Here is a 22,138-nt window from a genome sequence, read left to right on the forward strand (position 1 = left end):
AGAAGTTTTTGTCATCTTTTTTTATGATTACGATCAATACCGTAATTAAAAAGTGAAATATGGGAATTACAGCCGCAACAATGCAGATTCTAAAGCAACAAAAAAGATCGCTTCAGAGATGTATGCAGAAAAAGTAAAATATAAAATGGAATTTTAAAATGTATTTACCCAAGATTCAGTTGTTTCTGGAATTCCTCAAAATACTGCGCAAGATGTAATCCGTCTGCCAAACCGTGGTGCGCTTCTATGGAAACAGGAAGAAATTTTTTCCCGTCTCTCACGCTGAATTTTCCGAAGGCTATCTTGGGAATACATTCTTTAGGGTCGAAATTCGTAGGATGCAGCAGCGCGCTGAAAGATGTCCACGGAATAGAAGTATGTCGGATATGATTGATCGGCAAACCATCATTGCTGATTCCGAGTCCTGTAGAATTTTGTACGGTTTTTACCTGTTCCTGAAGTCTTTCATTAAAAACTTCAAAATCATCAGAAAAATGAAAAAAAGAAAATCCGAAAGTTCCGTCTTCTCTGCCAATTGTGCTTCCTACATGAACCTCATCATATAAAATTACCTCATCATTTACAATTCTCAGTTTCAGCGCATCTACAGAGTTTACGGCAATCATAGATTTGTAAAGATATGCCGCAAAAAACGACTGGTTATTCTTTTTCGCCTCATCATAAGCTTTGGTACAGTCTACTTCCGAAGTAAATCCGAAATACGGACTTTTCATTTTAGAAAAAAATTCGAAATGCTCTTTCCTGTTCCAGCTCTCCATATCTATAATCTTCACTGCTCTATTTTTTGCAAATGTCTGTAAGTTTTATCAATTATAAAAGTTCTGAAGAAATAAATGTATTCTGCAACGTATTTTTGTACAGGATTTGCATTAAAAAATTCAAATTATTATTTAAAGTTTGTGTAAACTAATTTTAAATTTTACCGCAAAAGATACAAAAGACTTTATTGGATTTATTTTAAGTGTTTCAAAAGTCTGCAAAGAGAAAAAAATCTTTTACTTTTTTTAACTTATGTGCTCTTTTTTCCATTTAAGTATTAAACTTAAACAACTAAAGTGTTACAATCTTTTGCATCTTTTGCGGTAAAAAAGTTTAAACAAGTTTTTCAACAAAACTATTGGAAATGAAGGAAAAGACAGGATTTATCGGATTGGGAAATATGGGACATCCCATGGCAAAAAATTTAGAAAAAGCAGGAATTACACTGTCGGTTTATAACAGAACGCCCGAAAAAGCGGAAGATTTTAAAGAAAAATCTATTGTTTGCGATACCGTTGAAGATGTGGTAAAAAACAGCGATATTATTTTCACCATGCTTACGAACGATGCCGCAGTGAAAGACGTTTATCAGAAAATTCTTTCACTTGATATTTCGGAAAAGCTTTTTATTGATATGAGTACGATTTCGCCGGAAATGACGGGAGAAATTTCGAGTGCGGTAAAAATTAAAGAAGCCGGTTTTATCGATGCTCCGGTTGCAGGAAGTACAAAACCTGCTGCAGAAGGAACATTACTGATTATGGCAGGTGGAGAGGAAAAAGATCTTAAAAGAGCCGAACCTTATCTGCAAAAGCTTGGAAAAACCATTAAACATTTGGGAGAAAACGGAAAAGGAATTGCCGCGAAGCTTTCGGTGAACTATTTTCTTTCAGCAATTTATCAGGGACTTGCAGAAACGGTGCTGTTCTCGGATAAACTGGGAATCGACCGTAAAGATATGCTTGAAATTATTAATGAAAGTGCAAGCGGGAGTGGCGCTACCAAAGTAAAAACGCCGCTTTTAACAGAAGAAAATTACGATCCCGCTTTTGCTTTGGATCTGATGCTGAAAGATATTCTTCTGGCTAAAAATGCAGGGGCAGATTTTCCGTTGTCGGAAACTTTAATCAGAACGTATCAGTCTGCTCATGATGAAGGTTTTGGAAAGGATGATGTGATCGGAATCATTAATTATCTGAAAAAATAGCTCAACAAAAATCTTCTGAAAATATATCGTCTTCTGTTATTTTTATGTTAAATTTTTCAATTGTGGTCGGGTTTTTGAATAAACAACAGTAATTAAAATTCAGTTTTAATAGAAAATCAATCACTAAAATATAATATTATGTCAACAGAAAATCTTACCCACACGGAAGCGGTTAAAAAAATTAAAGAATTATCTGAAAAGGCAAGAATCTGTATGTTTTGTACAGAATTGGATAAACTTCCGATCAATTCGCGTCCGATGTCACTTCAGGAAACCGACGACGAAGGAAATCTTTGGTTTATCAGCGGAGATACAAGCAACAAAAACTTTGAAATAAGAGACGATAAAAGAGTGCAGTTGTTTTTTATGAATAATTCTGATTACGAATATCTTTCGGTTTACGGAGATGCTACCATCTACAAAGACAAATCGACGATTGAAGACAAATGGTCACCCATGGCAAAAGCATGGTTTGAGGAAGGAAAAGATGACCCGAATGTATCCATCATCCGTGTAGAACCTAAAGAAACGTATTACTGGAATACGAAAGCAGGAAAACTGGTGAGTCTTTTCAATTTTGTAGCGGCAGCGATTACAGGAAATACGACCGATAATTCTGATGGCGTTGAAGGAAAAGCAACGGTTTAAGCTAATAAAAATTTGTTTAAACTAAAAAAAAAAATAGTTGTGTATTAATACGGTACCTTTTTTAGTTAAATAAAAAGTTTAAGCAGACTAAAAAATTAAGATAAAAAGCAGTGGAGAAATTCACTGCTTTTGTTTTGTCTGATGATTAAAAATTCTTCACAAATCCTATTCCTACATTTCCTTTCTGATAGTAAGGCATCATCATCGCCTGAGATTTTTCCGGATTTCCGCCTAAAAGTTTATTGATTTTCGGATAAAGCCAGTACGCCAGTTCGGTAGACAAAATCCCGAATCCTGCGCCACCGATTACGTCTCCGAACCAGTGTTTATCTTCAGAATTCTGTACACTCCTGTAAAAACCGCCAGAGAATATCCTGAAATTCCCAGCAAAAGATTGTGGTCTTTATATTCCCTGAACATAAACTGCGCCGATGCAAATGCAATGGCTGTATGTCCGGAAGGAAAAGAAAGCCTGTTGGAATGATCCGGTCTTTCTTCTTTTACGGCGTGTTTCAGCGGAATGGTGATGGCAGAAGTGATCATCATGGAAGTTCCGTAGATAATGCTTCTTTCGCGGAAATTATGTTTTCCTTTCACTCCGAAGGCATTCAGCCCGTAAACCAAAACTGCGGGAGCAAACTGTGTATAATTATCCAGTTTAATATGATCCGGTTTATGTTCGCTTATTTCATATTGCGTGGAAGAATTCAGTGTTTTTAGTTCGTCAATACTCAGACTGGCAATTCCGTAGGAAATAAGTACGGTAGGAACGATAAGCTTTTTATAGCTGAACTGATGTGTTTTATCTTCAGGCAGACTTTTCAGAACCATTGCAGAATCTGCATTATCTTTAAACTGCAGACTGTCTGTTTCCTGAGCGCAGATCCATTGAAAACTGCTAACCAATAAAAATAATCCTGTACAGAATTTTCTCATAAGATAAAGGATTTTAATGATCAAAAAAATGATCTGTATCTCCTATCAAAGATAAGTGAATTGTGGAGAAGGTGGTTTAGACATTTAAAATTAATCTTAATTCTTATCCAAGCTAAATAAAAATAACCCACACAAATGTGCGGGCTAAAGCTAATTTATAGAATAAGGCAAAGTTATCCGTTAACAACAATTCCTCCGTTGGGATGAAAAACCTGTCCGGTAAGCTGTGCTGCGTCTTCACTTGCCAAGAAAAGAAAACTGGTGGCAACTTCTTCCGGTGTAGCGTTTCTTTCGAAAGGAGGTTTGTCCGGGTCTTCTTCCTCTTCATCAAAAGTTTCTTCTGTTAAAGGCGTTGTTACCGGTCCCGGAGCTACTGCATTCACGCGGATTCCTCTGGGTTTTGCCTGTAATGCTAAAGATCTTGTAAAGGAAACAATGGCTCCTTTGGTTGCTGAATAATCCAACAGTTCAGGATGTCCCTGATACGCCGCTGCAGATGTCGTATTAATAATGGAACTCCCCTCTTTCAGATACGGAAATACAACTTTGGTTAACAAAATCATTCCGATGATATTTGAATTGAATGTTGTCCGGATATTTTTTTCTTCCAGCTCTTCAATATTTTTCGAAGGGAACTGAATTCCCGCATTGTTCACAAGAATATCGATTTTTCCGAATTCTGAAATTACTTTTGAGGTTACCTCTTCGCAAAATTCATAATCATTAATATCCCCTTTGAAAACAGAGCATTTTCTGCCCAGATTTTCAATTTCTGACTTTGCTTCGCGGGCATTTTTTTCATCCGAATGATAAATGATCGCAATATCTGCGCCTTCTTCAGCAAAAAGCAGGGCTACAGCTTTTCCGATTCCGCTGTCGGCTCCGGTGATAAGGACGGTTTTACTGTCTAATTTCAATTCCCTCATCATTTTAAAATTAAAAGCTGGTTGATTTCACTTTTAAAACAACCTAAAATAAATTCGGTATAGTACAGCTGAGCATTCAGTGCCTGTGTTTTTGGGTGAAGTTCCAGTTTTTTAGTCAATACAATTTCTCCTTTGTACGAGAAAGAAAAGTAGGCAAAAATCTTATACGAGGAATTACGGATCGGCGTACAATATCCCGTTGTCGCAATAGACCAGTCGGATTCGAAAAATTTGGCGACATTTAAAGCCATTGTTTCTGCGATATTTTCCGACACGCAGTCGCATTCTTCGGCTTCGGTCTGATCTACGTTCAGCAGTCTTACTTTTTCGGGTAAAGTGTAGGTGGTCATTCCGCCTTTATAAAACAATGATGCATTGGGCATTTGTGAAAAGGCAAGCTGTAAACAGCCGGAGGTAACGCTCTCTACCACAGAAATGGTTTCATCAGCGGTTATGAGCGACTGACTGATGTAATCTAAGAGGTTTTTTTGAAATTCCATAATCTTTAATATTTTAAGTGGTTGTGGTGTGTATAAAATTTCTGTCTGTGCAGATCAAAATTTATTATGCATTTCTTTCAGTTTCAAGCTCCCATACTCTATGGTTGGCAATGGCTTCCGTAAATTTATGGTCGGGATCAGAATCTTTCCAGGTTACAATGGCAGGATCTTCATGCTTTTTTACTGCGACATTGCTGTTTTTATAAATTGCTTCTGTGCCTTCCCCAAAATAAATTGCTTTGCAGTGTTGATATGCTTCATTGATGAAATGCAAAACTTTGTGTTTGTTTTCTGCGTTCATAAGCTCCTTGGCTGCCTCTTCTCCCGCTCCTATAAACAAGGCATCAAAACATACGCTTGCCGTGCTTGTAAGAGAATGTTTCGGTGTTAAAGCATCTTCTTTATCTGTCTTTACCGGAGCCAAACTTGGTGCAATAATTTCTACAACTGCATTCTGATCTTCCAGTTTATTTTTTAAATCATTTATAATGCCAAAATCTGCTCCATTGGCGACAATAAAGCCTATTTTTCTTCCCTGAATTGTATTTTTTACAGTATTTGCCATACTCAAGGCTTCAGAAGCTCTTGTATGGGCTTCTCTTTCTTCACTTTGCAGATCTGCAGGGTTGCTGTCTGCCGGAAGACTCTGGTTTGGAAATTCCAGCTCTTTTACCTCAACTCCTACTTTTGAAGCAACAGTCTGCGCCAGAGATTTATCAATAAAATTAAGCTGTCCGACCACTCTTTCCCGAATTTCCGGAATGGTAACTTTCGACAGTTCAAAAATCAGGGCGTTCTGAAGGTGTGTTTTTTCATAATCGGACTGGCTGTTGTAAAATAATTTTGCCTGTGAGTAATGATCTACAAAACTTTCGCTTCGGGCTCTTATTTTTGTTCCTGAAACTCTTTCCTGATGTGAGGCAAATCCTCCTTCCGACATCATTGCCTGAAAAGGACATCCTCCTCCGATGGAATTGGGTTCGTAGCTTACTTTTCCTTTCACGATCTGCTGTCTCATGTGTCCGTCGCGCTGATTGTTGTGAACGGGATTTACAGATCTGTTGATCGGAATTTCATGGAAATTGGGCGAACCTAATCTTGAAAGCTGTGTATCTGTGTAGGAAAATAATCTTCCCTGCAAAAGTGGATCGTTGGAAAAATCGATCCCCGGAACAAGATGTCCCGGATGAAAAGCCACCTGTTCTGTTTCTGCAAAGAAATTATCCGGATTTCTGTTTAATGTTAAGGTCCCGAAAATCTCTACCGGAACTTCTTCTTCAGGAATAATTTTCGTAGGATCGAGAAGATCAAAATCAAATTTATCTTCGTCTTCTTCGGGAATTAATTGTACTCCGAAATCCCATTCCGGAAAATTACCGCTTTCGATAGATTCCCAAAGATCTCTTTTGTGAAAATCCGGATCTACTCCCGAAATTTTCTGTGCTTCGTCCCAGGCTACGGAATGGACTCCTAATTTCGGCTTGAAATGAAATTTTACAAAATGAGCTTTTCCTTCATCGTTAATAAATCTGAAGGTATGAACGCCAAAACCTTCCATTCTGCTGAAACTTCTCGGTATTGCTCTGTCGCTCATTACCCACATAATCATGTGCATACTTTCGGGCATCAGAGAAATAAAATCCCAGAAGGTATCATGCGCAGAAGCAGCCTGTGGAATTTCGTTGTGTGGTTCCGGCTTTACGGCATGTACAAGATCCGGAAATTTAATGGCATCCTGAATGAAAAAAACTGGTATATTGTTTCCTACGAGATCGTAGTTTCCTTCTTCTGTGTAAAATTTTATGGCAAAGCCTCTTACATCCCGAGCTAAATCTGTACTTCCTTTGCTTCCCGCAACGGTAGAAAATCTTACGAAAACCGGCGTTTCTTTTCCTACTTCAGTTAAAAATTTAGCTTTTGTATATTGTTTAAGGCTTTTCTTCAGCGTAAAAACGCCATGCGCTCCCGATCCGCGTGCATGAACAATTCTTTCCGGAATTCTTTCGTGATCGAAGTGAGTGATTTTTTCTCTCAGAATAAAATCTTCCAGTAAAGTGGCACCTCTTTCTCCTGCTGTAAGGGAATTCTGGTTATCATTAATTTTAAGACCCTGATTGGTTGTAAGTTTTGTTTCGTCATTTGATGTGGTGTGCGACGCGAGCTGATCCAGCTTATCATTCGTCGGTTTTTTGTCTTTCATAATTTTACTATTTTGTGGTTTATCTTTTTCAAGATGGCTTATGTGTATCTTTAGAAGTTTCTTTTAGTTCTTCCTTTTTCATTTGGTCTGAAGCATCCATAAGTGCATTTTCAGCAAAATAAATATCTTTTATTGCTGAAATAAAGAACCTGTGAAGCGAAGAATTGTCCATTTCACTTTCATTCACGGCATTATTTTCTGTCTGTCTGCTTTTTTCAGATGAAGAATCTACGGCGTTACTTTTATCTTTATTATCTGTGGTTTTGGCTACCATGATTTTTTTGGTGTTTGATGTTCATTAAAGATTACCTCTCTGCATAATCACAAATAAAGAGGTAATCCGGAAGAGTATTATGAGTTAAACATTCCCCCGAATCCTGATCGGATAAAGTTCAGGCTCCTGCTATTTTCTTATGTTGAATTTGATTTAAAGTATTTACCCGATCCGCTTTGAAAGTGTGATCTGTAAATATCCAAAGTAATGTAAGTGAAACAGATAATAAATCTACGACTGAAAATGTGTCGTTTTTATGACTTCAGTCATATTGATCTGATTAATATAAAATTTTTCGGCTTTCTATTTTTAAACTGCCTTCTTTTTCCATTTTTTTCAGGGTTCTGATCACCGTTTCTACGCGTAATCCGGTAAGATTGGCAATCTGCTGTCTTGTAAGATCCACATGAAAACACTGTTCGCAGTCTCCTTCATGATAACTTTTAAGATAATCCAGCAGACCTTTCAGCCTTACAGCAGGATTCTGGGAAGACATATTCTGCAGCATGATCGCTTTAAAATACAATCTTTGTGAAAGGCAGGAATTCATTTCCAGAGAAATTTTCGGATTTTTTTCCAAAAGGTCCATGAAATTTTTCTTTGTAAGCCTTATGATTTCTACATCCGTCATGCATATTGCATTCATCACGTAGAATTTTTCTAAAAAGAGCATGGGATCTCCAAAGCTTTGTTTTTCTCCTAAAATATTATGGATAAACTCTTTGCCTTCTTCATTATAGCTGTTCTGCTTTACTTTTCCTTTGACAATCTGATAGTAATAAAAGGCATTGTCTCCTTCTTTATAGATTATTTCCTTTGCTTTATAAAATCTATCTTCTGCTCCGAATGTGTATAATAATTCAGGATCAATATTCATGCAGCTTATAGTTTTCATATTTTTAGAATTTTAACAATTCTTCTACAAAAAAAAGACCACAAATTCTATATTTAATACATTATTTTCCGTTTTCTGATTTTTACAGTCTGTTTTCTCTCATGAGCTTACTCGTTTAGACGGGAGTTTCCAGTAAGATCAGCCATCTGTTGTCTCATAAACGGTGCTGAGTTTAACCTTTCCTCTGATGAGGTGATGATAATAATTGGGATGGCTTACTTCGGTAAATCTGTTTTCCGAAGGTTTGTAGTCTTTGATACTCGCTCCTACTGAATGCAAAATTTCTTCTTTAATAATCATATAAATTATTTTTAATGTTTCTTTAATTATAAAGCATTCTCAGTAGAAATAAAATTGGAAATATATTTTATATATGCAAAAATCGCACCCAAAATTTATTTACGTTTAAAGAATACTCGATAAAAAATATTGTCTTCAGAATAAAAATTCGTTACTCAAGTTAAACCCGCTTCTTAAAATGAAAACGGGTTTTTCATTTAATTATGTGAAATTTATTTTGCCGTTTTTGTACTGTCTGCATTCTTTCCTGTGGAACGTACCGTTGTACTGTCTGCCAAAGGAATGGAATCATTAGACATTGTTGTGGTTGCATTAACAGAAAAATCCGTTATCGTGGCGGAATCATAGCCAGAACCGGAATCGGAAGTTGTTGAGTTTTCTTTTTTCTGACAACTCCATACCAGAAGCCCAAGAAGGGCAATTGACAGGATACATTTCATAATATTATATTTTAAGTGGTGTGATCTTTCAAAAGTAGGATAATATTATGTTAAATGTTTATGACCTTGGTCATAAGAAAAATTGATACTCAAATGAAAATCTGAGAATTATATGAAATTAATTATTAAATAGGCTTAAACCAATTTTAAGTCTAAATAAATTTATTCAAAAGATTATTTGCTGTCCGGAACGAAGTTTTTTCTTGCAAGTTCTTTTCTAACGCGGCTCAGACTTTCCGGAGTAATGCCAAGATAAGAGGCGATCATCCACTGTGGAACCCTCAAAAGCAAATCCGGATACATTTTAATGAACTTCATATATCGTTCTTCCGCAGTTTCCGCAAGAAGAGAATTGATTCTGTCCTGAAGGCTTTTGATGTGTTTCTGAAGAAGAATATCACTTTTTTCGATGCTGTCGGGGAATTCTCCGATCAGTTTGTTGATGAAATCCGGATGCAGCAGAAGCACTTCCGAATCTTCTACGGCTTCAATATAGTAAACAGATTTTTCATTAAAATAAAGACTGCTTCGGTCTGAAGTAAGCCAGCTTTCCGGCGCAAACTGAATGATATGCTCTTTCCCGTTTTTATCGATGGAATACATTTTCAAAAGTCCTTTTTCTACAAAATAAATATATCTGCAGACTTCCCCGTATTGTAAAAGAAACTGATTTTTCTGCACTTTTTTCACTTCATAATGCAGACTGCACATATTCACTTTTTCTAAAGGAACATTTAAAACTCTTGCTAAATAATTATTGATATTCGTCATTATATAATTTGGTCTACCGATATACTCTGGTGTGAAGCGTTATTAATGGCTTTTCCGTTTTCTATCACAATAAGTTGCGGACTTTGGTGCGTTACTCCCAAATCTTCTGCAATCTTATTGGAAATCGGTCTGTGCGCCAGCAAATCTAAGTAATATAAATCTATTTTCTGATCCAGATTTTCTATTTCTTTTTCAAAATTTCTCAACACGGTTTTGCTGATGAAGCAACTTGTTGAGTGCTTGAATATTGCAATCCTGTGCTGAAAAGAACTTTCAACGGCTTTCTGAAGGTCTTCCTCGGATTCTATCTTTTTCCAGAATGATTTCTGTTCCGTAGTCTCTCCTTTTCCGCCAAATATTTTATCAAAAAAACTCATGTCCCAAATTGTTTTAAGTGATGATCCAGATGTTTATACTCTAAAAATCCCCAGTCTTTCTCTTTCATTCTTCCAAAAAGTTCGTGATGAAGGGGCAAATTTCCGTTTTCAAAATGATGGCGGTAATCGCAGAGTATTTTCAGAAGGTTTTCTTTTTCTGCATCAAAATCACACTCAAAATTAACAATAAGTTTTCGAAAAGTCGGCATATTTCGGGGAATTCCGTTGTTAAAAATTTGCATTTCTATTTTTGTGGCAATTCCTATCCACCGAAAAACACTATGTATCGAAGGAAGTATTACCTTTTTCTGTGGCACTAAAAGTACATCACTGCAATGTCTCATCATCTGGCTGACATTCATTTTTCCCCACTTTTTTGGCGAATTTTCTTTCAGGCAGGATATCCTGTTTATAATTTCCTTAAAATCTTCAGGATTATGGAGACTTTTCTTTACCAACCTTTTTCTTTCTTCAGATTTTCGATGTGTGCAAAATGATGATTGCAATGCCATGCGTACAACGCAAGATAACTTCTCAGATTATAGTTTTTATTGTGTTCCGGATGATGAAAAGTTCTTTCAAACTGTTTGTTGGTCATGCTTTTTAACAGAGCCGTCCATCTCTGGTGAGTACCTTTCAGCATTCTCATGGCGGGTTTTATTGAGATATTCTGGCTGTCCTGAAGTTCTGCCCATTTTGCTTCGTCATAAGGCCTTATCGTAGGATTTTCTTCCGTAAGAGCGAGTTTAAGGCGCATAAAACTGTTGATATGACTGTCCGCCAGATGATTCACCACCTGTCTTACCGTCCATCCGCCTTCTCTGTATTGGGTATCGAGCTGATCGTCGCTGAAATCTTCAATCAGATTTTTCAGTCTTCCCGGAAAATCTTTAATAACTTTAATATATTCATCAAGCGTTATGTCGCAGATATTTTCAGGCTGTTTAAACTGACCTATGGGAAATTTCTTTTGTTCTAAGTTGCTCATCTTTAATTATAGTTTTTAATACGCTAAACAGAATAACAGCGTCTTTATCTTTTAAGTAGTATAACATTCTGTTTTTATAATTGTCTTCTCTTGAGAAAATCATAAAATGATGGTGATATTGTTTTAATTCCAGATCTTCAAACAAAATTTCTGTCTTATTAAATCTGATTCTGTCTTCAGCAATTTCAATTCCTGAAACACTGAATTTTTCATTATTCTTGAATTTTAAATAATAATTACTTGTAATATCTCGAATAAACTTATCCCACAATTCATCAATAATATCGCAATATAAATGATGCTTTTCGGTTAATTTTCTTCTGTAAAAAAGCTTGAAATTAATTTTAAGTTCCCTTCCCGATTTATTTTGGATAAAAATTAAATATTCTCTTCCAATATAAAACTTCAAACCTCTTATAAAATGAATACCATAGCGAATTCCGGCAATATCTTCCTTGTTAATAATCGTAAATAAATCATTGTTTTGATCTTTATTTTCAAATTTTATAAAATTATCGTCAATAATTAATTGAATATCCGTTTTCTAACCTAAAGCTGTGATATTAGCAATAATCAGCCTTTCAAATAACTTTTCTCCAAAATATCTTCGATTTAACTTGTAAATAAACTCATTGAGATAGAGTTGGAGGTATTTTCTCTTTATTTTATGGTAATTGCCAAGAAGATTTCTTTTGGCATTACTGATAGCAATATGAACCCATTTTAAGGTTTCTTCTGTGGTTTCTTTTGAACTTTTTTCCATAATATGAAGTTCTACAAAATCTGCAATGTCCACATAAGAGGTACTTTTATCAGTAAAAATAATACTTTGATTATCAATGGATTCCTGAATAGTCTCATTAATTTCTTCGCCGCTGTGACCATCTAAAACTTTCGCTTTAAAGAAGCGGACTTGCTTTTCCGTTTTTCCTGTTCTAATATCTTCTAACGGTGTAGACTCCGCCATCATTGCAACATTTTGCTTCCCAACTGCACCTTTTCCGCGAAGTCCTTTTTGCTGTTCTATCTCGCTAGACTCTACTATAAAATAGGCTTCGTCAAACTCTATCATCCCTTCTAAAGTATATCGTGCATCACGGTTTCCCATTGCTTTACGAAGTTTGTGAACCATTGCCCACACGGGCTCATATCTCTTTAATCCCAATTGTTTTTGGATTTCTTTTGCGGAAAAGCCTTTCTTTGTAACACTCATCAAAAACATCGTTTTGTACCAAATCAAGAACGATAAGTTAGAGTTTTCCATAATGGTTCCTTTACGTAGGGAAGTTCTGTATTTACAGCTCTTACATTCATAGCTCCACTTGTCTTGCTTCCAATAATGCTGTTTGTTTCCACATTTCAAACAATTTATACCTTGCAAATCTCTCTGTTCTTTGAAGTGGTGACGGCAATCTTCCTCTGTCCCAAAATGAGCACTAAAACTAAATATATTCATCTTAAACAATTGACTATACGCAAATTTACTAAATTTAGGTGAAATTACGGATATTCAATAAATTAATGTTCTAAAGATTAAAAACTTCATCTTAAAGTAAACTAATTTCATTTCTGGCTAAATAAATTTTCCGGTAAAACAAATCCCAAAAGTGTTAGTTAAATATTTTTCTAAATTGAAATGAACCATTCAAAACCGCTATAAATACGAAACTTCATCATCAATAACTCTACAATTTGGCTTCAAAACTCAAATTAAAGGGAATTATTTATCAAATAATCATAAAAAAATAAAATATTTTACACATTTAACTACAATAATCATATATTTTTTGATTATATTTATTAAAATATTATGTTTTTTTCTTATTTTTATATAAACTAAAACTAATCATGATGAGACCAAGATTAACCATCTTCGACGAACCTCTGTTGTATACGGAAGGACTCTCAAAACTTCTCGAACAAAGTGGAATTTTCACAACAATTGATATTTGCAATTGCCCGGAAGCATTAAAAATACTTTTGAAGGACGATCCGCCGGAATTTCTCATGATCAGTGCCAATATGCTGATTTTTACGGAACTATATAAATCTGTGGAAAATATTACCACCGAAAATAAAGCGATTAAGATTATTATTATAGGAAACGATTATGATGTGATCGACATCCGGAAATTATTCAACAAAGGCATCAAAAGCTACCTGGATAAAAACAGCAGCTACGATGAATTTATAAAATCAATCGAGGCCCTACTTTCCAATGAAATTTATGTCTGCAATCATGCAAAAGACAGAATGGTAAATTTCATCAGCAACGAACAGGACACGGGGAAAAACTCAATAAAAGATCCGTTAACGAGGCGCGAAATGGAAATCCTGAAATTAATCTGCGACGGACTCAGCAGCAAAGACATCTCTGAAAAACTTTTCATAAGCATAAACACGGTAGAAACACACAGAAAAAGAATTCTTTTAAAACTGAATGTAAAAAATTCGGTAGGAGTTGTAAAATATGCATTGGAAAATCATATCATAGACTAAGCGACAGCTCCTTTTTTTCATTAAAAAATTCCAAACTTACGGGTTTGGAATTTCCTTTTAAGAACCATGAAAAAATCAAAAAATGTTTCCGATTAAAAGGTGAACAGCCAATTGTACATTACAGGCAAATGGTAATTAAGGATTGACAGCTAACCATTCGCACTGAATGTCTTTGAATTGGCCATTCACAGATAAGTAATTTCATAAACGTTATTCGTAATCCGGCATTTCCGCGTTACTGAAAAGAACAGCTCTAGTGAGATCCGTCATCGAGCTGTTCAGATCAATAACCATAACATTCCGTTGGGAGATGTTATCATTAGAAGTATTCATGAAAATTACCTGAGCATTGTTCGGCGAAAATCTGGGATCGAGATCGTTGGTTCCCATCACCTTATCGCTTTCCACCGAGATATCGTGGTTTGTGTTTGTTGTTAGATTATAGACAAAAACATGGGAATCCAGTTGTCTGTAATTACCGGAAGTATCCTGATATCCTGAAATATCCCGCGAATAAAGCAGCATTTGTCCGTCGACAGAAAAATTCAGTCCGCCACTGGCTCCGGGAAGTCCCGTGAGAACGGTTTTAAGAACATTTCCCAGCATATCAATCACGTAAATTTTTGAATTGTAACCGCTGTAATCATTGGTTTTTAATGCTATTTTAGTTCCGTCATAGCTCCAGTCGCACTCGGAGATCATGCTTCCGTCCGGCGTGGTGTAAACGAGACTGAGACCGCTTCCGTCTTTATTAATTCTGTATAATTTATTAAAATTTGCATATAAAAACTCCTGTCCGTTTGTACTCCAGGAAAAATCCAGCTCATCATTCCTGAAGCCTGCAACCGGCACTGTGGTTACTTTAAAAAGATTGGAACCATCTGGATTTGCAGTGTAAATATGATTGCTTCCGCCTTCAGTTCTTAAAAAAGCAACCAGCCCTGAATTATTATTTTTTCTCGGACGCCAACTGTTGAAAGAAGAATTGGTAAACTGAAAGTTCGTTCCTGAAGCATCACTGGAAACAATAACCAGATTACCGTTGAGTTTCCGAACATAATGATAGCGGTTCGTTGGAACTGTACTGGTGGTAAATTTACCGATGGCACTCATCACCGGAGGATGAATCCCATCTGAAACGGAAACCTGCCAGAAATAGCTTACTCCGTAATTAAGATTGGAAAGGGTGTAATGTTTTACCGTGACATCATTTACCTGAACCACATTTGTATTAACGTTATTTTTAATTGTTAAACTGTATGTAAGTTCGTCTTTGGTATCCGGATCGCTTGCATTCCATGTAAGTTCTACACTTAAAGGCTGACTGACCGCATTATCAACAGGACTTAATAATACCGGAGCTGTGGGAGGAGAATTTAAAGATTTGTCATCATCCATTTCAAAAACCACACTCACCGCCTGATTATTGGTCTGAATATTAACCGCCTGATAATTGGTAACGTAGCCGGTAAGTTCTGCTTTTACAGAATAATTCCCGATAGGCATTCCTGTAATTTCAAAAGATCCGTCTGCTGCGGAAAACACAGTCTGTGTACTGGGAGAAGTGAAAATCTTCACATTGGCAATCGGGGCATTGGTTCCTCTTTTCACTACTTTCCCTTTTAGCGTTCCTGTCTGTGCCTGATCTACAAGCTCTTCATTGCAGGAAAACAGAAGCAGGAAAAAAATAAATATGCTGAATATTTTAAGTATTGTTTTCATAGTTCAGGGTTTATTGGTTACCGATATAAAAATTAAGTCCCAGCGAAAATCTCAGTGCCTGATCTTTTCTTTGCCCGTTGATAAGCCCCTCCCATTCATCTTTAAACCCCAGATCGTACTGAGAAGATGCTCTTAAGCCTATATTTTTAGCAAAAATATACTCGAAGCCGCCGCCAAACTGTGCTTTGTACTGAGGTTTGATCTCAGAATACATCACTCCTGCTCCACCGTAAATGTAGGGTGTGAATTTATATTTCGGGAAAAGCAGATATTCGATATTAATTTCCGGAACAAGGAAAGTTCTTTTTACAATGTTTTCATTTTCTAATGTAAATACGTTTGAATTGAATTCAAGATTGAAATTAGGATTCATGAAATATTTAAAACCCAGTTTTCCGCCAATATTCATTTTGGGATTTACGTAATCGTCTTTAATTTTTTGTGCTTCCACGTTTCCGAAAACAGCAAAATTCTTTCGGTAACTGCCCGGAAATTTATTTCCGATCGCTCTGTTTACATTATTTTGCTGCTCTCTGTCATATTCATCCAGTATTGCCTGATAATTCTCGATATTATCGGCTGATTTCCCCCAGATCTTATCTTTAATTCCTTCTACAATCAACCCTTTTACCGCTTTTTCAATAGCTTCGGTTACGGCAAGCTGAACAGGCTCGTTCTGCGTTAAACCGACTTCTGCTTCCAGCAATCTTTCGGTATCGATATATCTGAAAAAACTTCCGTTAACGCTTGTGGAAAGAATGGTTTTTGAAGTATAAACAGTTTTAAGAATTTCGCCATTTAATGTAGAAACGGCACGAAGATAAATGGTAATCCGGTCCTGTCGGTATTGTGTAGAAGCACCGATTCCGAAATATCGTGCACCCAGTCCGCCCGTCATAATATTGCTGTCATAGGAAATAACGCCTCCTTCGAGTAAAATTCCGGCGTATAAGAGCGGAGGCAATGCCTGACTGTTTTTATCGGCATCTTTAAGGTATTCCTGCCTTGTGGAACGGATGATCTGCCTTTCGTTTAAAAGATTGGCAATATTTTCTCTTTCAATCGGGACAAACCATTTGCTGTCTTCTAATGCTTTAATTAAAATGGTGGTGGTTCCCTGCGGAACGGCTGTACTCCAGTTGTTTCCGTTTTCTGCAGGTTTGTACTGCCCTGTCTGATCCCGGAATTTGTATACTCCGATCACGATTTTTTCTTTGGGCAAGGGTAAATTTTTAAGTTCTGTGGTGTATTGCGTGCTTTCGCCAAGCGTAGACTTTTCCGGACTGGAGGGTAATCCGAGCAAAGAGCTGCATGCCTGTAGAATGCACAGCATTATCACCCAGAAAAAAATTCTGGTGTAGGTTGTGGATCTCATGGTCAAAAAAATTAGTAATTGGTAATCTTCTTTATTTTGGAATAACAATCTCGGACTGATCGCCTGTTTTGGTATCCAAAATGTTAATCAGCAGTCCCTGAGCGGTAGCGGTAATCTGTAAGTACATGGAGCCGAACAAGTAATTTCCCGGCTGAATACTTCCTTCTCCGAACTGGTCTGCAAATAATTTTCTGGACAGCTCACTCAAAACCTGACGGTTAAGGCTCTGGCTGAAGCTGTCGAGAGAATTAAAATTATCGAGTAAGCTGTTGCTTTTTTTATCATCAAACTGATTCTGAGCATTGGCAGAGCTTAAAAGCCACTGATAATTAAATGTATCTCCTCCGAAAGCGGGATTAATGGGTTTGTAAACGAGCTGTTGTGCTTTTCCTGAGAAAATTCCCGCAAAAATGCTGAGTAGAGTAATAAGAGTTTTCATGGCTGGTGTTATTAATAGATGAATTCATTCTTGATCAGATTTTTTTTAGCATTAAATTCTTTTATATACTTTAAAGTGGCAACCAACTGTTCTTTCAGGTAATCTTCGCTTGGGTTGGTTATAAAACTGTATATAATTTTATCTTCAATTTCGATATTGATCTGTCCGTTGGTTCCGCGGACGGGAAGTTCTGAAATTTTTACAGCGGCATTGAGTTTATCCTGAATCTGGCTGTAATTCATATAAAACATATCATAGAAGTCTTTTCCTACTTTGCTTTTGGTTTCATCAATCGTTAAACCTTTTAATTCGAAAAAAACATCTTCTTCAATTCCTGCAATTTTCTTTCTGAACAAATCTCCGTTGAGCTCGAGGCTGTCTTTCGCAATAAGCTTCTGGGTTTCTTCATCTTTTACATAGAGAAAAGCTTTTAAAGCGTCTTTCTTTTCAAGATTTACGTTTATTTCAGACAAAACCTTTACTTCGTTGGGATTAATTGAAAATTTACCGCTCTGCTTGTTATTGGAAAGGTTTCCTCCGTTTCCTTTTTTAATTGAAATCAGAAGATAATTCAGTTCTGCATAGATTGAGGTGTTATTGGCAACCACTGCTTTCAGCTGAATCTGGTCTTCAACGACTTTGCTTTCTATTTTTACCGTGACTTTTTTATCCTCCTGACTGAAAGTGGTGTGTGACAGAAGGATAAAAAAAGTACACAAAATAAAGGAAAACCTGTTTTTCATCACCTGATTTTTAATAATTCCTCATGAAGATGGTTTTGTTATCGCCTTTTACGTGGATCTGCAAACCTTCGGATATACTGTTACTTCCCGTGATATCAATAATATTGTTATTGCCTTGAGTTGTAAATGCAGTTTTTGTTTCTGCTTCCGAAAATGAATTCACAAAGTAAAGCGCATTATAGTCTCCCGACTGTATCACCGCAATATCTGTTTTGGCATTGATGGAAAGCTCTGCATGATTACCGTTACCCATCTGAATAATATCGGAGGAAGCTGCAAGATCCTGATTCTGTACAGCGATAACGCTGAGAACATTATTGCTGTTAATCCTGTCCCAATCTATCTGTTGAGATTTTACAGATAGGAAAAAGAACATTGCAAAGACACCCCATCTTAGAGTACACATGATTATTAATTTTGATAAAGTTAGTCTAATGTAACATGGCACAAAACACGTGTAATCGGTAATCTTTTAAAATCACTGGTTTCAGTTACGTAGAAATACCGACTGAAAATGGCTGTTAAAAAATCAAAAGGAGAGACCGCAGTCTCTCCCAAACTTCAGATTACAGAAGTACTAATTTGATTGATTAACCATTAAAGAATTATTGTTTCCTATTTGATTTCCAACGTGGATGTGTGCATCTCCGCTTTGGCTTACCGCCGCCAGATTTCCGTCACCGGACTGTGTATTCATAGCGCTGTTTCCATCACCGATCTGCAATTGAACCAACAGGTTGTCGTCTCCTGTCTGGCTTCCCATTGCCATATTATCGTCTCCCACCTGGAAGGCTGCAGCAATGTTGTTATCGCCTGTCTGAATATTTGTCACACCGTTATCATTACCCTGCTGATATTGCAGCAAAGTGTTCTCATCACCTACCTGAGTGGAAGAAGCTTCGTTTCTCTGTCCTAACTGGATCTGGGTAGCAGCATTGCTATTCCCCCACTGGAAAGAGGAAGCATCATTTCTTACCCCGTCCTGATACTGAACAGCGGTATTCATATTTCCCCATTGTGTAGAAGATGTTTCATTTCTTGTTCCGAGCTGTGTTTGCTGTGTAGAATTCAGCATACCTACCTGCCATGTTGTAGCTTCGTTACGATTTCCGGTCTGGCTTGTAAGATTTGAATTTCCGATACCGGTCTGCTCTACGTCTACAGCATTTCGGTTTCCTAAACTTTCTGCCTCATTTGTGTTTAAAATTCCAACCTGATCAATATCCGCAGTGTTTCTGTTACCATCCTGATTCAACTGATTTACGTTCATCAGACCTGTCTGGTCTACTGTAGCAACGTTCATGTTTCCGTTTTGAGTGCTCATGTCCATATTTGCCTGTGCAAATGTGAACCCCATGGCCAATAGTGTAAATACACCTGTAACTAAGTTTTTCATATTATTAAAATTAATTGGTTAATAGTAAGACAAAGGTAGGCTGTACAGAAACTCCGCGAACCACAATAAAATGGTAAATTTTAAAAATCACCGATTACAGTACGGTTTTGTCACCATTTGCTGGTTTTACCGCATCACGGGTTCTGATTAGGGGAAAATACGGGTTGAGCTTATGATTTCTCACGAAAAATCTCATTTCATCGAGTTCATAAGATTGAGAAAAGGAAATCTTTGACAGTAAAATATTATCTGCAATTAATACTGATGATTCTTTTAAACAAAATCCTAATGATGTGTTTAGGACAGCAAGGATCCTTATAATTATGTACTTTTCTCATCTTTACGCCATCTGCTCTGTAAAGATAATTCGTATTTACATATACTTTATTGCTCCTGTCGTAACTTGCAAAATCACTGAACTTAATGTATTTCGGAAGATTTAAAAAATTATAATCAATCTGAAGAATACCTTTATCCTTATGATCTTTCATGTTTCCGTTCAGGTCGTAGAAAATCGTGTTTCCTGAAGTATCGGGATAGCCTCTGTAATCTGTGGAGGAATCGGTAACGGAAGTCAGCCTGTTTCCGGTATAAATATAGCCAAGATCATCAATATTAAATGCAGAAGCACCTTGCTGAGATTGCGCCGATCTTTTCAGATTGGATATATTTCCGTTAAGATCATATTCCATCTTTTCGAAGTATTCCTTTGCAGAAGGATTGGTATCTTTCTGGTAAAATCCTGCCAGTAATCTATTCGCTCCATCATAAACATAGCCGTATCTTCTCAGGTTGTCTCCTGTGGTTGTTCCTGTTCTCCAGTCTACTTCCGCAATATTGCCGTTGTATTTCGGTTTTACTTTCAGAGTAGAAAAGTCTGTATTGGGCGTTTCAAGCCCTTCCACTTCACTGTATTTTACTTTATACCCGAACAGTTTTCCGGTAAGATTTGCCGGATCATTGATCTTGGTCATCCATCCGCGGATATTGTAAGTGTAATCGATGCTTTGAAGATTATTTCCCACTTTCTTATTCACAAGCTGAGACAAGTCGTTGTAGGTGTTTTCGGCAAGTAGTTCCTGCGGATTACTATCCACCTGATGATAATGTTTTACCAACCTGTTCTGAGAATCGTATTCAAAAGTTTCGGTAATCACTTTTTCAGTATCTGTACTTAATCTTTTATGATACGTTTTAGAAAGCTTGGGAACTCCTGCAAAATCCAGCTCGGTTTCGGTGTTGGTGTATCCTCCGAGATGGTTGGTGCTTTTGGTGGCAATTGCTCTTCCCGTCGAATCGTAATAGCTGTAGGTTTTCGTCCAGTTTTTGTCCTCGATGTTTTTAACGTAGGCAGCGGTTAAAATTCCCATCGTGGAAGCATCTTCACTGCTTCCCAGCGTCTGTTTCATCGTATGCTGCCCCAGAACCGTTGCCGGAACTGCCGGAGCTTCGGGAGGGTAGGTGTCGTAATAATTAACCGAAAGCAGGGTCATGCTTCCTGTAGGAAATGCCTGTTTGTCGTAGTATACGTCCAGCCCCTGCAGATTAAAGGAGGTGGAGGATCTTCTTTCCGTATTGTAGGCATTGGCAGTCATGCTGTTCAGGGCATTCTGCATCACCTGTCTCGATGCGGTGTTGGAGAAGAAACCGGTATACGCCACTCTTCCGAACTCATCATATTTGGTAAAAAGCCAGCCTTTGCTTCCGAAGGTATTATTTACTGTTCTCAGGATCGCATCCTGCGTGAGCACCACACGGTCATGTTTGTCGTAGACCATCAGTTCCCATTCTTTTCCGGGCAGTCTTTTTTCAACCAGACGGTCTCTTCCGTCGTACCGGTACTGGTAGCAGAGCTCGTTTAAAATGGCATCCGTAATCAGGTTACTGTTATCTGAAATCTGTTTTACCGCTTTCGGGGAAAGGACGAAAGCCAGCTGGCTGTACTCGTTGTACACGTAATATGTATCCACATTCTGTGCCCCGTCATTTCTGCGGACCAGAATCGTCTGTCCCTGTCCGTTTTTAAATTCCGTTATAGGATTTCCGTCCTCATCGGTAACGGTGTTTTTGTACAGTGTTGCGGCAGGATAATATCCTGAATTATCTGAAATTTCCGGTTGTCTGGTTATATCCTTCATGCTTCATCCCAAAAGGATAGAAGTTGTTTTCTTCAAGAACTTCTGCTCTGCCATTCTGGTTTTTAAAGTAGCTTAAACGCACATTTCCCAAATGGTCTGTATAGCTGTAAATATATTGGTTTTTTTAAGAGATATTTATTAACATAAAAATAAAACAGGCAATGATTTCTATTAGCTGTCTGTCTTATTTCTTTAAGGTTTTTAAAACATAAAACCCACCGCAATTGCGGTGGGTTATTTATTGTTGCTCACGGATTACAAATCCGCGAGAGCGGGGTTTAGTTTCTCCTTTACCGAAGGGATTTCACTGATAGAGGGTTCGTTTTCAATTGCTCTTTGCAGTACTTAAGTTCTTTAGTCAAATCATTATCCGTGTTTTTTGAAGGCATCTTGATTTTAAACGATTCATCAAACTGATAAACGGCTTTCCGAAGCAGTTTAGAACGTTCTCTCAATACTTCAATCGTAGAAAAAGGGTTACTTCTGGACAAAGTGTGTGTGGCATCTACAATAATAGATTTGGATTTGATAATCCCTTTTTCAATCGCAATCGTTACGGTTTTACCGATCAAAAGATTCAGCAG

The 22,138-nt window shown here is 37.1% G+C and carries 26 protein-coding genes and 1 pseudogene; 3 read left to right on the plus strand and 24 right to left on the minus strand.

The window, feature by feature from the left end; genetic code table 11:
• Nucleotides 1–164: 164 nt before the first annotated feature.
• Nucleotides 165–794, minus strand: coding sequence for a CatA-like O-acetyltransferase (locus tag DD829_RS16040; protein WP_116547923.1), 630 nt, complete (start codon nt 792–794; stop codon nt 165–167).
• A 350-nt stretch (nt 795–1,144) separates the two neighbouring features.
• On the opposite strand from DD829_RS16040, the gene DD829_RS16045 reads away from it, so the two are divergent.
• Together DD829_RS16045 and DD829_RS16050 are read left to right on the plus strand one after the other, a co-directional pair.
• Entirely contained in the window at nt 1,145–1,987 is an 843-nt protein-coding gene (locus DD829_RS16045; protein ID WP_108411388.1) for an NAD(P)-dependent oxidoreductase, read from the plus strand.
• Nucleotides 1,988–2,125: 138 nt separating this feature from the next.
• Nucleotides 2,126–2,635: a pyridoxamine 5'-phosphate oxidase family protein gene (locus DD829_RS16050; protein ID WP_116547924.1), complete on the plus strand. Its 510-nt coding sequence runs from the start codon at nt 2,126–2,128 to the stop codon at nt 2,633–2,635.
• A gap of 145 nt (nt 2,636–2,780) precedes the next feature.
• Here the strand turns inward: DD829_RS16050 and DD829_RS23720 are convergent, their stop codons facing one another.
• From DD829_RS23720 to DD829_RS16115, 15 genes are all read right to left on the minus strand, one after another.
• Nucleotides 2,781–2,918 (minus strand): hypothetical protein, encoded by a 138-nt coding sequence (locus DD829_RS23720; RefSeq protein WP_165796694.1) that lies wholly within the window; start codon nt 2,916–2,918, stop codon nt 2,781–2,783.
• A 23-nt stretch (nt 2,919–2,941) separates the two neighbouring features.
• The gene (locus DD829_RS16055; protein WP_108410904.1) at nt 2,942–3,571 is read right to left on the minus strand and encodes a PA-phosphatase; all 630 of its coding nucleotides are present in this window, start codon (nt 3,569–3,571) and stop codon (nt 2,942–2,944) included.
• A gap of 173 nt (nt 3,572–3,744) precedes the next feature.
• Nucleotides 3,745–4,500, minus strand: coding sequence for an SDR family oxidoreductase (locus tag DD829_RS16060; RefSeq protein WP_108410905.1), 756 nt, complete (start codon nt 4,498–4,500; stop codon nt 3,745–3,747).
• The gene (locus tag DD829_RS16065) at nt 4,497–4,997 is read right to left on the minus strand and encodes a CinA family protein (protein ID WP_108410906.1); all 501 of its coding nucleotides are present in this window, start codon (nt 4,995–4,997) and stop codon (nt 4,497–4,499) included. The genes DD829_RS16060 and DD829_RS16065 overlap by 4 nt, the downstream gene beginning before the upstream one ends.
• A 64-nt stretch (nt 4,998–5,061) precedes the next feature.
• Nucleotides 5,062–7,197 carry a catalase gene (locus DD829_RS16070; RefSeq protein WP_108410907.1) on the minus strand — a complete coding sequence of 712 codons (2,136 nt, stop codon included), beginning with the start codon at nt 7,195–7,197 and terminating at the stop codon, nt 5,062–5,064.
• Nucleotides 7,198–7,225: 28 nt separating this feature from the next.
• Nucleotides 7,226–7,471, minus strand: a complete 246-nt coding sequence (locus tag DD829_RS16075; RefSeq protein WP_108410908.1) for a hypothetical protein — start codon at nt 7,469–7,471, stop codon at nt 7,226–7,228.
• 280 nt (nt 7,472–7,751) lie between these two features.
• Nucleotides 7,752–8,366, minus strand: a complete 615-nt coding sequence (locus tag DD829_RS16080) for a Crp/Fnr family transcriptional regulator (protein WP_228408222.1) — start codon at nt 8,364–8,366, stop codon at nt 7,752–7,754.
• A gap of 138 nt (nt 8,367–8,504) precedes the next feature.
• Nucleotides 8,505–8,666, minus strand: coding sequence for a hypothetical protein (locus DD829_RS23725; protein ID WP_165814874.1), 162 nt, complete (start codon nt 8,664–8,666; stop codon nt 8,505–8,507).
• Nucleotides 8,667–8,878: 212 nt separating this feature from the next.
• Nucleotides 8,879–9,106, minus strand: coding sequence for a hypothetical protein (locus tag DD829_RS16085; protein ID WP_116547925.1), 228 nt, complete (start codon nt 9,104–9,106; stop codon nt 8,879–8,881).
• A gap of 174 nt (nt 9,107–9,280) precedes the next feature.
• Nucleotides 9,281–9,877, minus strand: a complete 597-nt coding sequence (locus DD829_RS16090) for a Crp/Fnr family transcriptional regulator (protein WP_108409731.1) — start codon at nt 9,875–9,877, stop codon at nt 9,281–9,283.
• Nucleotides 9,877–10,254 (minus strand): bacillithiol system redox-active protein YtxJ, encoded by a 378-nt coding sequence (ytxJ, locus tag DD829_RS16095; RefSeq protein ID WP_108409730.1) that lies wholly within the window; start codon nt 10,252–10,254, stop codon nt 9,877–9,879. The genes DD829_RS16090 and ytxJ overlap by 1 nt, the downstream gene beginning before the upstream one ends.
• Nucleotides 10,251–10,712 (minus strand): DUF1569 domain-containing protein, encoded by a 462-nt coding sequence (locus DD829_RS16100; RefSeq protein WP_228408223.1) that lies wholly within the window; start codon nt 10,710–10,712, stop codon nt 10,251–10,253. Before DD829_RS16100 ends, ytxJ begins: the two co-directional genes overlap by 4 nt.
• Complete coding sequence (locus DD829_RS16105; protein ID WP_108409728.1) at nt 10,706–11,242, minus strand: YfiT family bacillithiol transferase; 537 nt, start codon at nt 11,240–11,242, stop codon at nt 10,706–10,708. Before DD829_RS16105 ends, DD829_RS16100 begins: the two co-directional genes overlap by 7 nt.
• A complete protein-coding gene (locus DD829_RS16110; RefSeq protein WP_116547926.1) occupies nt 11,199–11,651 on the minus strand; it encodes a hypothetical protein in 453 nt (150 codons plus the stop codon). The genes DD829_RS16105 and DD829_RS16110 overlap by 44 nt, the downstream gene beginning before the upstream one ends.
• A 135-nt stretch (nt 11,652–11,786) precedes the next feature.
• Nucleotides 11,787–12,698 (minus strand): IS1595 family transposase, encoded by a 912-nt coding sequence (locus tag DD829_RS16115; protein ID WP_116547927.1) that lies wholly within the window; start codon nt 12,696–12,698, stop codon nt 11,787–11,789.
• Between the two features lie 392 nt (nt 12,699–13,090).
• On the opposite strand from DD829_RS16115, the gene DD829_RS16120 reads away from it, so the two are divergent.
• Complete coding sequence (locus tag DD829_RS16120; RefSeq protein ID WP_228408224.1) at nt 13,091–13,741, plus strand: response regulator transcription factor; 651 nt, start codon at nt 13,091–13,093, stop codon at nt 13,739–13,741.
• A 210-nt stretch (nt 13,742–13,951) separates the two neighbouring features.
• On the opposite strand, the gene DD829_RS16125 is transcribed toward DD829_RS16120, so the two are convergent.
• The 8 genes and pseudogenes from DD829_RS16125 to DD829_RS16160 form a co-directional block, all read right to left on the minus strand.
• A complete protein-coding gene (locus DD829_RS16125) occupies nt 13,952–15,463 on the minus strand; it encodes a carboxypeptidase-like regulatory domain-containing protein (protein WP_108410718.1) in 1,512 nt (503 codons plus the stop codon).
• Between the two features lie 10 nt (nt 15,464–15,473).
• Nucleotides 15,474–16,838 (minus strand): CsgG/HfaB family protein, encoded by a 1,365-nt coding sequence (locus DD829_RS16130; protein ID WP_108410719.1) that lies wholly within the window; start codon nt 16,836–16,838, stop codon nt 15,474–15,476.
• A 31-nt stretch (nt 16,839–16,869) separates the two neighbouring features.
• Nucleotides 16,870–17,277: a curli production assembly/transport component CsgF gene (locus tag DD829_RS16135; RefSeq protein WP_076392008.1), complete on the minus strand. Its 408-nt coding sequence runs from the start codon at nt 17,275–17,277 to the stop codon at nt 16,870–16,872.
• Between the two features lie 11 nt (nt 17,278–17,288).
• Nucleotides 17,289–18,020 carry a CsgE family curli-type amyloid fiber assembly protein gene (locus DD829_RS16140; RefSeq protein WP_084196397.1) on the minus strand — a complete coding sequence of 244 codons (732 nt, stop codon included), beginning with the start codon at nt 18,018–18,020 and terminating at the stop codon, nt 17,289–17,291.
• A 10-nt stretch (nt 18,021–18,030) separates the two neighbouring features.
• Nucleotides 18,031–18,426, minus strand: coding sequence for a hypothetical protein (locus tag DD829_RS16145; protein ID WP_108410720.1), 396 nt, complete (start codon nt 18,424–18,426; stop codon nt 18,031–18,033).
• Between the two features lie 171 nt (nt 18,427–18,597).
• A complete protein-coding gene (locus DD829_RS16150) occupies nt 18,598–19,416 on the minus strand; it encodes a hypothetical protein (protein WP_108410721.1) in 819 nt (272 codons plus the stop codon).
• A gap of 245 nt (nt 19,417–19,661) precedes the next feature.
• On the minus strand, nt 19,662–21,554 hold the full coding sequence (locus tag DD829_RS16155) for a hypothetical protein (protein WP_108410722.1): 1,893 nt from the start codon (nt 21,552–21,554) through the stop codon (nt 19,662–19,664).
• A gap of 276 nt (nt 21,555–21,830) precedes the next feature.
• A pseudogene (locus DD829_RS16160) lies at nt 21,831–22,138 on the minus strand (IS5/IS1182 family transposase); the annotation flags it as partial.

The sequence above is a fragment of the Chryseobacterium sp. HMWF035 genome (assembly GCF_003094695.1).
Taxonomy (GTDB): Bacteria; Bacteroidota; Bacteroidia; order Flavobacteriales; family Weeksellaceae; genus Chryseobacterium; species Chryseobacterium gambrini.

Excerpts from the sequence above, each read along its gene's own strand:
- DD829_RS16045 (WP_108411388.1), top strand. The coding sequence starts at position 1,145 with ATGAAGGAAAAGACAGGATTTATCGGATTGGGAAATATGGGACATCCC.
- DD829_RS16050 (WP_116547924.1), top strand. The coding sequence starts at position 2,126 with ATGTCAACAGAAAATCTTACCCACACGGAAGCGGTTAAAAAAATTAAA.
- DD829_RS16055 (WP_108410904.1), bottom strand. The coding sequence starts at position 3,571 with ATGAGAAAATTCTGTACAGGATTATTTTTATTGGTTAGCAGTTTTCAA.
- DD829_RS16060 (WP_108410905.1), bottom strand. The coding sequence starts at position 4,500 with ATGATGAGGGAATTGAAATTAGACAGTAAAACCGTCCTTATCACCGGA.
- DD829_RS16065 (WP_108410906.1), bottom strand. The coding sequence starts at position 4,997 with ATGGAATTTCAAAAAAACCTCTTAGATTACATCAGTCAGTCGCTCATA.
- DD829_RS16070 (WP_108410907.1), bottom strand. The coding sequence starts at position 7,197 with ATGAAAGACAAAAAACCGACGAATGATAAGCTGGATCAGCTCGCGTCG.
- DD829_RS16075 (WP_108410908.1), bottom strand. The coding sequence starts at position 7,471 with ATGGTAGCCAAAACCACAGATAATAAAGATAAAAGTAACGCCGTAGAT.
- DD829_RS16080 (WP_228408222.1), bottom strand. The coding sequence starts at position 8,366 with ATGAAAACTATAAGCTGCATGAATATTGATCCTGAATTATTATACACA.
- DD829_RS23725 (WP_165814874.1), bottom strand. The coding sequence starts at position 8,666 with ATGATTATTAAAGAAGAAATTTTGCATTCAGTAGGAGCGAGTATCAAA.
- DD829_RS16085 (WP_116547925.1), bottom strand. The coding sequence starts at position 9,106 with ATGAAATGTATCCTGTCAATTGCCCTTCTTGGGCTTCTGGTATGGAGT.
- DD829_RS16090 (WP_108409731.1), bottom strand. The coding sequence starts at position 9,877 with ATGACGAATATCAATAATTATTTAGCAAGAGTTTTAAATGTTCCTTTA.
- ytxJ (WP_108409730.1), bottom strand. The coding sequence starts at position 10,254 with ATGAGTTTTTTTGATAAAATATTTGGCGGAAAAGGAGAGACTACGGAA.
- DD829_RS16105 (WP_108409728.1), bottom strand. The coding sequence starts at position 11,242 with ATGAGCAACTTAGAACAAAAGAAATTTCCCATAGGTCAGTTTAAACAG.
- DD829_RS16115 (WP_116547927.1), bottom strand. The coding sequence starts at position 12,698 with ATGAATATATTTAGTTTTAGTGCTCATTTTGGGACAGAGGAAGATTGC.
- DD829_RS16120 (WP_228408224.1), top strand. The coding sequence starts at position 13,091 with ATGATGAGACCAAGATTAACCATCTTCGACGAACCTCTGTTGTATACG.
- DD829_RS16125 (WP_108410718.1), bottom strand. The coding sequence starts at position 15,463 with ATGAAAACAATACTTAAAATATTCAGCATATTTATTTTTTTCCTGCTT.
- DD829_RS16130 (WP_108410719.1), bottom strand. The coding sequence starts at position 16,838 with ATGAGATCCACAACCTACACCAGAATTTTTTTCTGGGTGATAATGCTG.
- DD829_RS16135 (WP_076392008.1), bottom strand. The coding sequence starts at position 17,277 with ATGAAAACTCTTATTACTCTACTCAGCATTTTTGCGGGAATTTTCTCA.
- DD829_RS16140 (WP_084196397.1), bottom strand. The coding sequence starts at position 18,020 with ATGAAAAACAGGTTTTCCTTTATTTTGTGTACTTTTTTTATCCTTCTG.
- DD829_RS16145 (WP_108410720.1), bottom strand. The coding sequence starts at position 18,426 with ATGTGTACTCTAAGATGGGGTGTCTTTGCAATGTTCTTTTTCCTATCT.
- DD829_RS16150 (WP_108410721.1), bottom strand. The coding sequence starts at position 19,416 with ATGAAAAACTTAGTTACAGGTGTATTTACACTATTGGCCATGGGGTTC.
- DD829_RS16155 (WP_108410722.1), bottom strand. The coding sequence starts at position 21,554 with ATGAAGGATATAACCAGACAACCGGAAATTTCAGATAATTCAGGATAT.